The sequence below is a fragment of the Flagellimonas abyssi genome, assembly GCF_019457905.1.
Lineage (GTDB): Bacteria > Bacteroidota > Bacteroidia > Flavobacteriales > Flavobacteriaceae > Flagellimonas > Flagellimonas abyssi.
Map to the genome: position 1 here is coordinate 55749 of NZ_JAHZSV010000005.1, position 15141 is coordinate 70889.

Below are 15141 nucleotides of genomic sequence, written 5' to 3' on the forward strand. Positions count from 1 at the left end.
ATTAAAAAGCGTTGGTTTTTTTCTGAAAGAATGAAGCGTGAAAATAACAAAAAGGGCCCAAAAGTGCATACACAATACCTGGAAGACCGTAATATAATCCCAATTGAAGTTTGGCAACTATAATTGAAATAAGGGCAACAAGTACAAATAACCCAAAATGCCGGGCATAAAAAAGATGTGTCATATTGCTATTGTTGGCTTTTTTGTAGACCCTTAAATACATAAGTGCATAGCAGGTGAAGATAAGAAGGAACCCAAGACTGTAAAGTTGGAACAGCGAAGAAAATTCATCTGCATTGATCTGAAGTGCTCCCGTCCACGAATTGATCAAGGATTTTATGGGGAAAATGTAGTAGAGTATCAAAAACAGCAGAACTGCATTGAGGGCGATAATCCAATTATCCATGTAACTGGTCCTTCGAAAAAAGTTATAGTGCACCGACCACAATCCAACCAGGGCAAAAAAACTGACACCAAAACTCAAGAACACCAACCAGTCCACTTGAAGTATGGAACTTTTGGACTGAGTGCCCACCGAAACCACCAGCAATGTAGCGGCAAAAGCAAAAACCCCATCGCTAAAGGCTTCAATTCTGCTTCTATTGTGGGGTAGCTTCATTGGGTTATTGAATAAACGTGACCTTGGTAATTTCTCCGTTTGTTACCTCGTAAATGGCAATGGCCCTAACCAAATTTCCATTTACCGTTACCGACTCATAATCTATGACTTTGTTGCCGATTACGATTCTGTTTACGATCTCACAGTTCAAATCCGGTGTGTTGTTAAAAAAAGAACTGTACTGTTGTTTCAGTTTTGAAATGCCTTTTGAGTTGAGCTTTTTTGGAAATTGATATAGTTCTACATCTTGGGCATAGGTTCCGGCAAAGGCGTCGATATCTCTTTCGTTGTATGCTTTCAATTGTTCTTGAACCACACTTTCAGCATCTGTTAAGGGGCCATCTGGAAAAATAAAGGTCATTGATGTGACCAGTCCATTCTCTACTGTGTATATGGCGACTTGGCGTCCCTCTCTTCCATCCACTTGGGTAATTTCCTCATCCACAACGGTATTGCCTAGAACGATTCGGTTAACGACTTCCACGCTCGAGGATTTGACATTCTCAAAAAAACGTTCATAGTTTTCCCTCATTTTGTTTCTCCCTTGATACATTCTATCGTTTGGAAAACGTTGTACCACAACACCTTCCGAAAAACAGGAGACAAAGGCATCTAGGTTTTGATTGTTAAAAGACTCCACTTGTTTTTGAATTATCTTTGATGGTGAATCCTCTGCTACAAATGCCAATCGTTTGCCGTTCGGGCTAATTGCAATTCGACTTATATTATTGATTTCCTCCTGTGGGAATGCAATAATGGTCTTCCACGTAGCATTTTCTGAATCAATGTTCAATGTCAAAAGCCGTTTACCTGCACCAGTGATGATGGTATTTTCATCCAACCAACAAATGTCTTCTTCATTGTCAAACGTGTTCGTTATTTTTTTTGATTCCCCGGTAATCGGGTCAAGGGATAAAATTTCCCAAGCATTGTTTCTTTTCCCTATAAAGCTCACTAAATCTGAACCGGGAATTTTGTGCAAAGACCTTCCCACGTTTTGGTAAACCGTTTTTTGGGTGTTGTCTTCCAGATTGATAACCTTTAGGTCCATTCGGTTTTCAACCAAAACCGTTGCAACCAAAATATGCTTGTTGTACCAAACATGATAACCAATTTTTAAATCGGTTATAGGGGTAGACTCACGTGATTTAAAGTCGTATTGGTATAACCGTTGTAACCCATCGACATCCAAGCGAATAGCAGAAAATGCATTTTCTCCGGGAATACGCAGAGGTGAATATTCGCTTCCTGCGGTAGTATAGGTCAGCCAAGAGGATGTGCTTCCTTCGTCAACATTAAATCGAAGAATGTCTGTTTGGTCCTTTCTGGTTGAAGCGAACAAAACACTACCGTTGTCCCAAAAAGAAGGCTGATTGTCATAACCTGCGTTATTGGAAATATTTTTAGGATTGGTCAATATGGGCTTTCCGTTATTCATAGAAAGGTCAAAAAGGTAGACCTCTGTTTCGGTTTGTGACCATCCATGGGCGCATACCAGTAAAAAACAAATAGCGAAAAGCGTTCGTGTCATGGTTTTGTAAAACGTTTTAAAAGCTGCCTTACCCTTGCGGTGTTTTCCACATGGTATTTGGCTTGGGTTTTTTTAAGTCCGACCTTAACGGTAACTGCTGAATCGGGTAGTTCCTGAAACATAAATTCATCTGTCCAATCATCACCAATCGCAAAAACAAAGTCGTAATCATCTTCACTTAACATACGAGTGGCGGCCCTGCCTTTGTTCACATTGCTGCTTTTTATTTCCATGACCTTGTTTCCGTTCAGCACACTAATATCGTCATTGCCTATCAAACTACGTAACACCGTATTTAATTCTGTGGCCCTTTTTGTTCCAAAATCGGGGTCGGTGTTGCGGTAATGCCAAGCCAGGGAATAGTTTTTTTCTTCGATGAACGACCCAGGGGTCCTGTCAACAAAGGACTCAAGCACTGGTCGGATTTTGTCCATCCATTCGCCTTTTACCTGTTCCAACATCTTAAAATCCTCTCCATTTCGGGAAATCCATACACCATGTTCTACGATCATGTTATATTTTTTAGTCAAGAACCAGCGGGTAAAGGTTTGCTTGTCCCGTCCGCTGATTAAAAAAACGGTCGTATTTTCCTGTTGGTTCAGTTCGTCCAAGAGCTCGTAAAGTTCCTCATCAGGAGAGGCTTGCTGTGGGTCTTTATGAAAACCGGCCAAAGTACCATCATAATCTAAGAAGAGCAGTCTTTTTTTTGATTTGGCGTACTCCTTTTCAATGGATAAAAGGATTTCTGGCGACATCTTTTCAGAGATAAAAGCCTTGCCGAGCTCTCTTTTTTCCTTTAGTGACCTCATAAACTCATTGGCCCAGACTTCCACATTATAGCGTTCCAGTCTTTTTTGAAGGAAAGTGTTTCTGGACACCTGCTCTTCCAATGGCATATTGAAGGCTCTTTTAAGTGTGTCTGCTTGCTGTTCAAAATTGTTGGGATTAATGAGCAGAGCTTCGTTCATTTCGTAAGCGGAGCCCGCCATTTCACTCAAGATGAGTACTCCGGATTTATCCGTTCGTGTGGCGATATATTCTTTGGCCACCAAATTCATTCCATCTCGCAACGGGGTCAGCCATGCAATATCGCTAGAGGTGTACAGGTCGATTAGGCTTTCAAAGGGTAGTGAGCGGTAGAAATACCAAATTGGCGTCCAGTTTACTGTGGACAATTCACCATTGATGCGTCCGACCAGTTCATCAACCTCTCTTTTTAATAATTGATATTGGGGCACGTTGGAACGCGAGGGCACGGCCAATATGATCAGTCGTACCTTTTCTTTGTATTCTGGATATTTTTGAAGGAAATACTCAAATGCGTTGATACGCTTTGCAATTCCCTTACTATAGTCCAATCGGTCTATGGAAAGAATTAGCTTGGTATCTGGTGCGGATGCCTTGTGATTGTCCAATCGGAGCTGTAAATCGCTTCGCTCGTCCTTGCTTTTGGAGTCGTGCAATACAGCGGCATCCCTAAACTTTTTATAATCGATTCCCATAGGGAACGAATCCACTTTGATAACCCTGTTGTCCAAATAAATCTCATTGAAGCTTACATCCAGTCCAATAAGTCTTCTTACAGAGCTCAAAAAATGTCTCTCGTAGTCGTAGGTATGAAAGCCGATAAGATCGGAACCCAGCAGTCCTTCCAAAATCTCTTCACGCCAAGGCAGGGTTCGGAAAATTTCAAAAGAGGGGAAGGGAATATGTAAAAAGAAGCCAATAGTGGTATCGGGACGTTTTTCGCGCACCATTTGAGGTACGAGCATCAATTGGTAGTCATGCACCCAAATGGTATCGTCCTCATCTGAATTTTCGATGATGGCATCGGCAAACTTTTGGTTTACGGCTTTGTAGGTGTCCCAATAATTCAGTTCAAATTCGGAATACTTCAAAAAGTAGTGAAACAACGGCCATATGGTTCTATTACTGAAGCCGTAGTAAAATCGATCAATTTCATCAGCATTCAACTTTACTTTGGCGCAGCCATGCTCTTTTAGGGCCTTGTCTATATCATCTTCCAGTTCTTCTGGCGTTTCTTCGTCTGTTAGTCCAGACCAACCGATCCATAGACTTTCGCCTCCACTGTGAACCGATTTCATGCCCGTGGCCAAACCACCAACACTAGGTATTGCGGTTATAGAACCATTGCTAATTTGTAATTGAACAGGTAATCGATTTGAGATTATGATAGTTTTGCCCATAAAAGGATAAGTTTTGACGTGTTTTAATTTTTTGTTTCTTTAAAAATCGGGAAATTCGAGCGCAAAACCAATTCATTCTAAACCTTTTGAGAATTTTTGAGCTATGGACAATTTGAATTACGGAATTATAGGAAATTGTAGGAGTGCCGCATTGATTTCCAAAGATGGTTCCATTGACTGGTGCTGTTTGCCACAATTTGACTCCACATCAATTTTTGCTAGACTATTGGATGAGCAAAAAGGGGGGAGTTTTGAAGTGCATCCAATTGGGGATTATAACATTGAACAGGAATATTATCGCAGTACTGCTATTCTGATTACGCGCTTTACAGAAGGGGAAAATGTTTTTGAACTTCACGACTTTATGCCCCGTCACCATAAAATGAACGGAAAATATAAGGCACAGCCGGAAATTATCAGGTATGTAAAATATGTCTCAGGGTCACCTAAATTTACAGTGAAGTATGACCCTAAATTGGAATATGGACTCGGCGAGACCACGCATTTTGTAAAAGAAGATTTTATAGCAAGTCTTACCCATCAAGAGAAGTATGATACCTTGTTCCTCTATACTTCTTTTGACAAGGAGGGGGTTCTTAACGGTGATGAAATAACTCTTAAGGAAGATGGCTATTTCCTGATTCGTTATAACGAAAAAATATTAAAACCCACTACCGAAAAGATGGCCTTGGAACTGGAGCGGACCAAGGTGTACTGGTTGGATTGGTCTGCAAAGACACCCGATTACCAAAAGTTCAAGGATGAAATAATCAGAAGTGCCATTACCTTGAAAATGCTTACCTATGATAAGACAGGGGCTGTTTTGGCAGCTGCCACGACTTCGCTTCCGGAAACAATAGGTGAGGTGAGAAACTGGGATTATCGTTTCTGTTGGATTCGTGATGCATCCATGGTAATCAAGGTGGTTTCGGAGCTTGGTCATAAGAATTCTGCGAAGCGCTATCTGCAGTTTATCATTGATTTGATGCCGGACAAGGACGAGAAACTTCAGATTATGTACGGCATCAATAAGGAAAAGATGCTGACCGAAATTTCGTTGGACCATCTCGATGGTTACAAGGGTTCCAAGCCCGTTCGTGTTGGTAATGCAGCCTATATGCAAAAGCAGAACGACATCTATGGAATTCTAATGGATGTTATCTACGAACAGTTGCGAAACTTCAGTAACGATATAGAGAACGTAGAGGAGCTATGGAGCATAACCAAAGGTATTGTTTGGATTGTGGGCAAACACTGGGAAGAACCAGATAAAGGAATTTGGGAATTCCGAGGGGACGATAGACATTTTACGTTCTCCAAAGTATTGTGCTGGGTGGCTTTGGACCGTGCCATTAAAGTGGCCAATATGTTTGGAAAGACACGAAAATTGGAACGCTGGACGGCTCTTGAGCAAAAAATCAAGGACGATATCCACGAAAATGCATGGAACAGCGATATCAATGCTTTTGTCCAGAGCTATGGTTCCCGTCATTTGGATGCATCCGTTTTATTGATGGAGCCTTACGGGTTTATCCATCCGCGCGATCCAAAATATGTGAGCACTGTAAAGGCTATTGAGGAAGGCTTGAGCAATGATGGTCTTTTGTACCGTTATAAAAACGAGGACGACTTTGGATTGCCTTCTTCCTCATTTACAATTTGTACGTTCTGGTTTATCAATGCACTTTTCAAAATAGGGGAGGAAGAAAAGGCTTTGGAGCAGTTCGAGCGTTTATTGAGCTATAGCAACCATTTGGGATTGTTCAGCGAGGATATCGATTTTAAAACAAAACGTTTGTTGGGCAATTTCCCACAGGCCTATTCGCATTTGGCATTAATCGAGTGTGCCATTAATTTCTCCACCAAGCAAAAAGATGAGCGCATACTGGAGTCCATCAAATAAATAAAAAAAACGCCCCGATCGGGGCGTTTTCAAATCCAAGTGGGTTTTCATCCCAACAAATATTTGAATTAGTCAAAGGTATACCCGTTATCTGCGGCAACTTTGTCGGCAATCTGCGTTCTAAGTTCCACAACATTGGGTTGGTTTGTGTACTTGGTAAAGCGTTTGAGTCCCATCAACATCATACGTTGCTCATCACCTTCGGCAAAGGAAACTATGGCTTCTTTCCCCTTTTGCTGGATGATGTCAACCGCTCTGTACAAATACAATTTGGACATCGCTATTTGTGCTGCCTGGGCTTCTTCACCAAAGCGTTTTGCATTTTTCTCGGTTCTAAGAATGGCCGATTCTGCCATATAGATTTGAATCAAGATATCGGAAGCGGCCATCAATAGCATTTGATGTTCTTCCAAATCGGGACCAAATTTCTGAACGGCGCTACCAGCGACCATCAAAAAGACTTTTTTCAGTCTTGTGAGCAAGTCTTTTTCTTCGGACAGCAATTCCGAATAGTCCGGTGTGTCAAAAGATGGAATGCCCATCAATTCCTCGCCCACTTTTGTGGCTGGCCCCAAAAGGTCCACATGCCCTTTCATAGCCTTTTTCACCAACATTCCAACGGAAAGCATACGGTTGATTTCGTTGGTGCCTTCGTAAATTCTGGAAATACGGGCATCTCGCCATGCAGATTCCATTGGGGTATCGGCACTAAAGCCCATTCCTCCGAATATTTGGATGCCTTCGTCCGTGGTATGTTGTACGTGCTCGGAAACGGCCACCTTCAAAATGGAACATTCAATGGCGTATTCCTCTACACCTTTGAGTTCTGCTTCTTGATGCGGATTGCCGCTAGATTCGCGAATGGCAATTCTGTCCTCGATATTCTTTGCGGCACGATAGCAGGCTGCTTCGTCCACATAGGCGTTGGTGGCCATATCTGCAATTTTTGCTTTGATGGCACCAAAGTTGATGATCGGGGTTTTAAATTGAACGCGCTCGTTGGCGTATTTTGTGGCTTCGCTGATGACTCGGCGCTGTGCTTCCAAACAAGCAGCTGCCAATTTAATACGGCCGATGTTCAAAGCGTTCATTGCGATTTTAAAGCCATTTCCTTTTTCGGATAGCATGTTTTCAACGGGAACCTTGGTTTCGTTGAAGAATACTTGTCGGGTAGAGGAGGAGTGAATGCCCAATTTCTTTTCTTCATCACCCAAGCTGATTCCATTCTTTGGGTCGTTTTCCACGATAAACCCGGTGATGTTTTTGTCATCTTCAATTCGGGCAAAAACAATGAACAGGTTACAGAATCCAGCATTGGAAATCCACATTTTCTGTCCCGTGATGCTGTAGTATTTGCCGTCATCAGAAAGCACGGCCTTCGTTTTGCCCGAGTTCGCATCGGAACCTGCTCCTGGTTCGGTTAAACAATATGCACCGAACCATTCGCCAGTAGCCAATTTAGGTACATATTTTTGTTTTTGTTCTTCGGTTCCGTACAGGGTAATGGGCATGGTTCCAATTCCGGTGTGGGCTCCAAAAGCGGTACTAAATGATCCCGTGGCGCCCGAAATGTAATCGCAGACCAGCATGGTAGAGACAAATCCCATTCCCATACCTCCGTAAGCTTCTGGAACGGCTACACTTAGCAAGCCAAGTTCGCCGGCTTTTCTCATACATTCCTCGGTATAGGCGTAGTCTTTTTTCTCAAAACGCTCCCAGTGTGCCCAAAGTTCCCTGTCCACAAATTCTTTGGTGCTTTCGCGCATCATTTTTTGTTCCTCGTTAAGGTCCTCAAGGGTGAATACATCCTCACACTTGGTCTCCTTGACCAAGAATTGACCTCCTCTCAGTATGTCTTTTTCTGTTGTTTCCATAGTTGCTTAGATTAATAGAGTCAAGAATCAAGAGCCAAGATTTACTTGCCTAAACTGGTTTGAAAACTTGAAATCATTTTTTGTAATTGTTTTATGCTTTGTTCTAGTTGCTCAAATATTTCCGAAGTGATATAATTCTCGTTATGTGCTATTATTAATTGTGTTTCCCATTCAAAGGCTGACCCCAAGCTGGTTTCGAGGTAGTTTTTGAAATATTTATCAGAACTTTTACTGGAACCCTCTGCAATGTTCGATGGAATCGAAACCGCACATCTATTCATTTGACCGACCAATCCATACTTTTCGAAATCGGGAAAGGTTCTGGTAATTTTGTATGATTCAGATACTAATTCCATGCTCTCTTTCCAAATCTTCAATTTTTTGAAATTATGCATTCCAGTCTTGATTCTTGAATCCTAACATCCTGTATCTTAAGAAAGGAACTCGAATATACCCGCGGCACCCTGACCTGTACCTACGCACATGGTGACCATCCCGTATTTACCTTTCATGTCCCGCTTTCTCATTTCATCAAAAAGCTGAACGGACAATTTGGCCCCGGTACATCCCAAGGGGTGGCCTAGTGCGATTGCGCCTCCATTTACGTTCACGATTTCTTGATTCAATCCAAGTTCTCGGATAACGGCCAACGATTGCGATGCAAAGGCTTCGTTCAATTCAATAAGGTCTATTTGGTCCTGCTTCATTCCGGCTTGCTTTAGTGCTTTTGGGATGGCTTTTACAGGCCCTATTCCCATAATTCTTGGTTCTACCCCTGCTGCAGCGTAGTTGACCAACCTTGCAATGGGTTCCAAATTGAGTTCTTTGACCATTTCTTCGCTCATCACCATGACAAAGGCCGCTCCATCGCTCATTTGTGATGAATTTCCTGCGGTTACGCTACCTCCTTCCGCAAAAACCGGTCTTAGTTTGTTCAATGTAGGGATATTGGTCCCTTTTCTTGGTCCTTCGTCTTTGTTTACGGTGTAGTTTTTGGTTTCTTTTTTGCCAGCTTCGTTCACAAACGTGTGTTCGACTTCAATGGGTACGATTTGATCTTGAAAACGACCTTCCTCTTGGGCTTTTAACGCTTTCATATGGGAATTGTAGGCAAAAACATCTTGATCCTCCCGGGAAACCTTGAATTGTTTGGCCACGGCTTCTGCGGTAAGCCCCATGCCCCAATAATAATCTTCATGGCCTTCTTTGGCCGTAGCGTAATCTGGGGTAGGTTTATACCCGCCCATGGGGATGTAGCTCATGCTTTCGGCACCGCCTGCGATGATGCAATCTGCCATTCCCGCCTGGATTTTGGCTGTGGCAATCCCTATCGTTTCCAACCCTGAGGCACAATAGCGGTTCACGGTCACCCCGGGTACATCGTCAATGTCCAGACCCATAAGAGAGATAAGTCTTCCCATGTTCAAACCTTGCTCGGCTTCGGGCATCGCATTTCCCACGATAACGTCGTCAATACGTTTTTTGTCCAATTGAGGAAGCTCTTTCATGATGTGTTCTATGGTTTCGGCAGCCAGTTCATCTGGACGCTTAAACCTGAACAGTCCTTTTGGAGCTTTGCCCACGGCTGTTCTATATCCTTTTACTATGTATGCTGTTTTCATTTTTTCTTTTGATTTTTGGATTCAAGGACCAAGAGTCAGGATTTTGGGTCTTGGCTCTTTTGTCTTGATTCTTGTGTCTAGTTCCTCAACGGTTTTCCTGTTTTCAACATATGCTGGATGCGTTCCAAAGTCTTTCTTTCGGTACAAAGGGATAGAAATGCTTCTCTTTCCAAATCCAAAAGATATTGTTCGGTTACCATTGTAGCTTCCGAAAGGTCGCCGCCGGCCATTACATAGGCCAGTTTGTCGGCAATCTTTTTGTCGTGTTCAGAAATGTAATGTCCAGCTTCCATAGAGTCTGTTCCTACCAAGAACATACCCAAAGCTTGTTTTCCAAGCACCTTAACGTCCTTGCGTTTGACGGGTTTGGTATAGCCTGCGTCTGCCATTAGTTTGGCATACGCTTTCGCTGTTGCGATTTGACGGTCTTTATTGACCACAACAACATCTTTGCCTTTTTGTAAGATCCCCAAATCAAATGCTTCATAGGCCGATGTGGACACTTTGGCCATTCCGATGGTGAGGAAATACTCTTGAAGCACGTTGAGCTCCACATCGTTTTTCCTGAAAGTATCAGAAGCCCGAAGCGCCATTTCCTTGGAACCGCCTCCACCTGGAATTACACCTACGCCGAATTCAACCAAACCAATATAGGTTTCGGCCGCTGCCACCACCTTATCCGCATGTAGTGAAAGTTCGCAACCACCGCCCAAGCACATACCGTGCGGAGCAGAAACTGTTGGGATGGAGGAATATCGCATACGCATCATGGTGTCTTGGAACATTTTGATGGCCATGTTCAGCTCATCATATTCTTGTTCCACGGCCATCATAAAAATCATTCCGATGTTGGCTCCAACGGAAAAATTCGCAGCTTGGTTACCAACGACCAGTCCTGCAAAATCTTTTTCGGCAAGGTCCACGGCTTTGTTCAAACCGGCCAGTACATCCCCGCCAATGGTGTTCATTTTGGATTGGAATTCACAGTTCAGGATTCCATCGCCCAAATCTTCAATCACAACACCACTGTTTTTGAAGACTTCTTTTGTTTTTCTGATGTTGTCCAAAATGATGAAGGCATCCTGACCTGGAACTTTTTCCATGGCCTTTTTTGGAATGTCGTAGAAGTAGGTGTTGCCCTCCTTCACGGTGTAGAAGGAATTAATACCTGCTCCTTTCATTTCGGATACCCATGGAGCGGCTTCCAAACCTTCGGCCTTAATGAATTCAAGACCTTTTTCGAGCCCTACGGCATCCCAAATTTGGAAAGGTCCGTGCTCCCAGCCGAAACCAGCCTTCATGGCATCATCTATCTTGTATAACTCATCCGTGATTTCTGGAATACGATGGGTAACATAGGCAAAAAGTGCTCCGAAGCTCTTTCGGTAGAACTCTCCGGCTTTATCTTTTCCATCTACCAAAACCGGAAAACGGTCAATTACCTTGTCTATGGTTTTGGTAAGCTCTAGAGTGGCGAATTTTGCACTCTTTTTGGAACGGTATTCCATGGTGTCCAAATCCAATGTTAGGATTTCGCTCTTACCATCGTCTCCCTTGACTTTTTTGTAGAACCCTTGTCCAGTTTTACTTCCCAACCATTTGTTGTCCATCATGGTTTGTATGAAATCGGGCAATTGGAACAGTTCGTGACGTTCATCGTCCTTGCAGTTTTCACTGATTCCATTGGCCACGTGCACAAGGGTATCCAATCCAACCACATCCACGGTTCGGAAGGTAGCGGATTTGGGTCTGCCTATTACAGGGCCGGTCAATTTGTCGACTTCCTCCACCGTCATCTCCATTTCTTTTACGGCGTGGAAAAGACTTTGAATACTGAAGATTCCGATCCTGTTTCCAATAAAGGCAGGTGTATCCTTGGCCACCACAGATGTTTTGCCCAAGTATTGTTCACCATATCCATTCAAAAAGTCCAGAACCTCTTGGGAAGTTTTCGGACCAGGAATAATTTCGAATAGCTTCAAATACCGGGCTGGATTAAAAAAGTGTGTTCCACAGAAATGTTTCTGGAAATCATCACTTCTTCCTTCGCTCATAAAGCGGATGGGAATACCTGATGTGTTCGAAGTGATCAAAGTTCCAGGGGAACGGTGTTTGTCTAAATTCTCAAACACTTGTTTTTTGATGTCCAACCGTTCCACGACCACTTCAATGATCCAATCCACATCGGCCACTTTGGAAATATCATCTTCCATATTTCCGGTGGTGATGCGATCGGCAAAGCTTTTGTGATAAATAGGGGAGGGTTTGGATTTTAGGGCGGAAGCCAGAGATTCGTTAACCAAGCGGTTACGTACCGCTTTATCTTCCAAAGTAAGCCCTTGGGCTTTTTCTTTCTCCGTGAGTTCACGCGGAACAATGTCCAATAAAAGGACTTCGACCCCAATATTCGCAAAATGACATGCAATGCCACTTCCCATTATTCCGGAACCGATTACGGCAACTTTGTTTATATGCCTTTTCATGTGCGAGTTTGTGATTTAATTATTAGTTGTTTTTGTATAGATTTTTTTATCTGTAATCAGTTTGTTAATCGTGTCAATGACGCTGAAAAAACCGGTTAAATCCTCTTGGGAAACGTGCTCTTCGACCACTTCATTGAAACGCAATACCACTTCTTTGGATTCCTCCCTTTTTTCGAGCCCCAGCGGTGTCAAAAAAATAAGGACGCCACGTCCGTCTTTGGGATTGCGCTTTCGCTCAATGTAGCCTCTTTGCTCAATATTTTTTAAGATCCGGGACAAACTAGTTGATTCCATTCCCATTTTGGGGCCCAGGGTGGTACTTGGTGTACCTCCTTTTGGGGCGATGCTCAGTAAGGTAAATCCAATGGCCATTGTAAGCCCGTAGTTTTTCGCTTCCTCATTGTACATTTTGCTAACCGCCTGCCAGGTTGCCCTCAGGGCGTGATCAATGGTCAAATCTTTCATAGAACTCGTTTGGTATTCTCAAATATATAAAAATTTATTATGCATGCATAATAAATCAGATTAAATAATGGCAAAAAAAAGCCTGCAAATCGCAGGCCATTCATTTTATAAAATGTTGTGGTTAATATCCATAGATATCATTGTACAAATCAATGTACATTTCCTTAACGGGCTTTCGTTTTAACTTCATGGTAGGGGTAAGGTGGCCAGCTTCTACGCTCCAAACATCCGGAGTGAGCCTGAACTGTTTTACTTTTTCCCACTTGGCGAATTCTTGGTTGGCCCAATCCACTTCTTCCTGCATGCGGGCGATTACTTTTTCGTTTTTCACCAGTTCAGCGTTCGAGCCAACATCAATATTGTGTCGTTTTGCCCATTCCTTAACGAATTCAAAGTTGGGTTGAATTAGTGCAGCGGGCATTTTCTCGCCTTCACCAATAACCATAATCTGTTCAATGAACCTTGATTGCTTAAACCGGTTCTCCAATAATTGCGGGGCCACATATTTTCCACCAGAGGTCTTGAACATTTCCTTTTTACGGTCGGTTATGCGCAGAAAGCCCTCCGCATCGATTTCCCCGATGTCTCCTGTATGGAAATAGGCACCCGTCATCACTTCGGCGGTCTTTTCCTGATTTTTATAGTAGCCCATCATCACGTTTGGACCTTTGCAAAGAATTTCCCCGTCTTCCGCGATTTTTACTTCCACGTCGTCTATCATTTTACCCACTGTACCGATTTTCCAGCCTTTATTGCGTTGGTCGTTCACTGCAATCACTGGAGAGGTCTCGGTAAGTCCGTACCCTTCCATCACAGGCATTTCGGCAGCGGCAAAAACTCGGGCAAGTCTGGGTTGCAAGGCTGCACTACCGGAAACCATTACGGATAAATTTCCGCCCAATCCTTCTTTCCATTTACTAAAGATGAGTTTTCTGGCAATGCCGAGTTTGGTCTCGTACCACCAACCGTTGGCTCCGTAGGGTTCAAATTTGAGTCCTACTTCCACGGCCCAGAAGAACAATTTCTTCTTAATGCCGGTCAGCAACGCTCCTTTGGCAATAATGGCATCGTATACTTTTTCCAACAACCTAGGAACCACGGTCATTACATTGGGCTTCACCTCTTTTACATTTTCACTGATTTTATCCAGCCCTTCCGCAAAATAGACTTCTACGCCACAATATTGGTAGAGATAAAGGATCATGCGCTCAAAAATGTGGCAAATGGGCAAAAAACTCAACGCTGTGCCCCCAGTTTCGAAAGGAACTCTTTTTTGGCTGTCCACCACATTGGATACAATGTTGTTATGGGAGAGCATAACCCCTTTGGGACGCCCAGTAGTGCCCGAGGTATAAATCAAGGTGGCCAGATCATCTGGTTTTACACTCTTTTTAATTTCTTCGACTTGGTCTTGGTTGGAGGCATCTGAGCCCAACTCCAATAGTTCCGACCAATTTTTACAGTTGTTGAGCTGTTCAAAAGAGTATACATCTTTCAGGTTTTCTACTTTTGATTGAATCGCCTGCACTTTCTCCAGAACTTCATCGCAGGAAACAAAACAAAGTTTTGCCTCGGAGTGGTTCAGAATGTATTCGTAATCCTCCTCGGAAATGGTGGGATAGATAGGTACATTTTGTGCGCCAATTTGAAGAACTCCAATATCAACAATATTCCACTCCGTACGGTTGGTCATGGAGATTACCGCAATCTTATCGTTGGGCTTAACGCCCATTTTTAGTAAAGCCCTGCTCACGGCATTGGCCTTGTCAATATACTCTTGGGTAGATGTTGCTATCCAAGTACCGTCACTTTTGGTGACCAATGATTTTTCTAAGGGGTATTTTTCAAGTTGATAGTATGGGAAATCAAATAATCGGGTAACAGTTTGCATAGTAAGTTATGTATAGCGAATGCAAATTAGGGAAAGAGAACCGTATTTTAAAACGAGTTATTCAAAAAAAAGCATAATTCTTTGGTAATTTTATATAATATGCAATTTCATGCCCTCATGGGAATCTGTGAATCCTAAGGATTTGTAAAACTTGAGTGCATCCGGTCTTTTTTTGTCGGTGGTCAATTGTACCACATGCGCACCTTTTTCTTTTGAACGTTCTATGGCCCACAGGAACAACTCTTTTCCAATGCCTTCGCTCCGATAATCTTCATGAACCCGTACAGCTTCAATTTGAGCGCGAATACCGCCTTGATAGGTCAAATATTGGATAAAACTCAGTTGTAATGTTCCTATTACTCGATTGTTATCATTTACAATCACGACCAACTCTTGATTGGGGTCATTATCAATATGCTCAAATGCCGAATAATATTTTTCAGGAAGAGGTTCTTGAAAATCTTCCCGAAGCTTTCCCAACTCATCATTGGCAAGCATTTGAACTATGAAATGTACATCGTCTCGTTCCGCTTTTCTGATAATCAT

The 15141-nt window shown here is 42.9% G+C and carries 11 protein-coding genes; 1 reads left to right on the forward strand and 10 read right to left on the reverse strand.

Annotation, left to right across the window (positions count from 1 at the left end):
• Window position 1: 1 nt before the first annotated feature.
• From K1F36_RS05285 to K1F36_RS05295, 3 genes are read right to left on the reverse strand one after another with little or no spacing between them, the layout of a single operon-like run.
• Window positions 2-619 (reverse strand): TMEM175 family protein, encoded by a 618-nt coding sequence (locus tag K1F36_RS05285; protein WP_220112867.1) that lies wholly within the window; start codon window positions 617-619, stop codon window positions 2-4.
• A gap of 4 nt (window positions 620-623) precedes the next feature.
• Window positions 624-2150, reverse strand: a complete 1527-nt coding sequence (locus tag K1F36_RS05290; RefSeq protein ID WP_220112868.1) for a nuclear transport factor 2 family protein — start codon at window positions 2148-2150, stop codon at window positions 624-626.
• Window positions 2147-4357 (reverse strand): bifunctional alpha,alpha-trehalose-phosphate synthase (UDP-forming)/trehalose-phosphatase, encoded by a 2211-nt coding sequence (locus K1F36_RS05295; protein WP_220112869.1) that lies wholly within the window; start codon window positions 4355-4357, stop codon window positions 2147-2149. The genes K1F36_RS05290 and K1F36_RS05295 overlap by 4 nt, the downstream gene beginning before the upstream one ends.
• Before the next feature lie 103 nt (window positions 4358-4460).
• Between K1F36_RS05295 and K1F36_RS05300 the strand changes: the two genes are divergently transcribed.
• Window positions 4461-6260, forward strand: coding sequence for a glycoside hydrolase family 15 protein (locus K1F36_RS05300; RefSeq protein WP_220112870.1), 1800 nt, complete (start codon window positions 4461-4463; stop codon window positions 6258-6260).
• 68 nt (window positions 6261-6328) lie between these two features.
• Here the strand turns inward: K1F36_RS05300 and K1F36_RS05305 are convergent, their stop codons facing one another.
• The 7 genes from K1F36_RS05305 to K1F36_RS05335 form a co-directional block, all read right to left on the reverse strand.
• On the reverse strand, window positions 6329-8134 hold the full coding sequence (locus tag K1F36_RS05305) for an acyl-CoA dehydrogenase family protein (protein WP_220112871.1): 1806 nt from the start codon (window positions 8132-8134) through the stop codon (window positions 6329-6331).
• A 41-nt stretch (window positions 8135-8175) separates the two neighbouring features.
• Window positions 8176-8511: a four helix bundle protein gene (locus K1F36_RS05310; protein ID WP_313790064.1), complete on the reverse strand. Its 336-nt coding sequence runs from the start codon at window positions 8509-8511 to the stop codon at window positions 8176-8178.
• Between the two features lie 54 nt (window positions 8512-8565).
• Window positions 8566-9756, reverse strand: a complete 1191-nt coding sequence (locus tag K1F36_RS05315) for an acetyl-CoA C-acyltransferase (RefSeq protein ID WP_220112873.1) — start codon at window positions 9754-9756, stop codon at window positions 8566-8568.
• Between the two features lie 77 nt (window positions 9757-9833).
• A complete protein-coding gene (locus K1F36_RS05320; protein WP_220112874.1) occupies window positions 9834-12239 on the reverse strand; it encodes a 3-hydroxyacyl-CoA dehydrogenase/enoyl-CoA hydratase family protein in 2406 nt (801 codons plus the stop codon).
• Window positions 12240-12254: 15 nt separating this feature from the next.
• Window positions 12255-12704, reverse strand: a complete 450-nt coding sequence (locus tag K1F36_RS05325) for a MarR family winged helix-turn-helix transcriptional regulator (protein ID WP_220112875.1) — start codon at window positions 12702-12704, stop codon at window positions 12255-12257.
• Between the two features lie 121 nt (window positions 12705-12825).
• Complete coding sequence (locus tag K1F36_RS05330) at window positions 12826-14595, reverse strand: AMP-dependent synthetase/ligase (protein WP_220112876.1); 1770 nt, start codon at window positions 14593-14595, stop codon at window positions 12826-12828.
• 90 nt (window positions 14596-14685) lie between these two features.
• A complete protein-coding gene (locus tag K1F36_RS05335) occupies window positions 14686-15141 on the reverse strand; it encodes a GNAT family N-acetyltransferase (RefSeq protein WP_220112877.1) in 456 nt (151 codons plus the stop codon).

Bases quoted from the DNA above. Each gene is read 5' to 3' on its own strand.
- K1F36_RS05285 (WP_220112867.1), bottom strand. From the start codon at position 619: ATGAAGCTACCCCACAATAGAAGCAGAATTGAAGCCTTTAGCGATGGG.
- K1F36_RS05290 (WP_220112868.1), bottom strand. From the start codon at position 2,150: ATGACACGAACGCTTTTCGCTATTTGTTTTTTACTGGTATGCGCCCAT.
- K1F36_RS05295 (WP_220112869.1), bottom strand. From the start codon at position 4,357: ATGGGCAAAACTATCATAATCTCAAATCGATTACCTGTTCAATTACAA.
- K1F36_RS05300 (WP_220112870.1), top strand. From the start codon at position 4,461: ATGGACAATTTGAATTACGGAATTATAGGAAATTGTAGGAGTGCCGCA.
- K1F36_RS05305 (WP_220112871.1), bottom strand. From the start codon at position 8,134: ATGGAAACAACAGAAAAAGACATACTGAGAGGAGGTCAATTCTTGGTC.
- K1F36_RS05315 (WP_220112873.1), bottom strand. From the start codon at position 9,756: ATGAAAACAGCATACATAGTAAAAGGATATAGAACAGCCGTGGGCAAA.
- K1F36_RS05320 (WP_220112874.1), bottom strand. From the start codon at position 12,239: ATGAAAAGGCATATAAACAAAGTTGCCGTAATCGGTTCCGGAATAATG.
- K1F36_RS05325 (WP_220112875.1), bottom strand. From the start codon at position 12,704: ATGAAAGATTTGACCATTGATCACGCCCTGAGGGCAACCTGGCAGGCG.
- K1F36_RS05330 (WP_220112876.1), bottom strand. From the start codon at position 14,595: ATGCAAACTGTTACCCGATTATTTGATTTCCCATACTATCAACTTGAA.
- K1F36_RS05335 (WP_220112877.1), bottom strand. From the start codon at position 15,141: ATGATTATCAGAAAAGCGGAACGAGACGATGTACATTTCATAGTTCAA.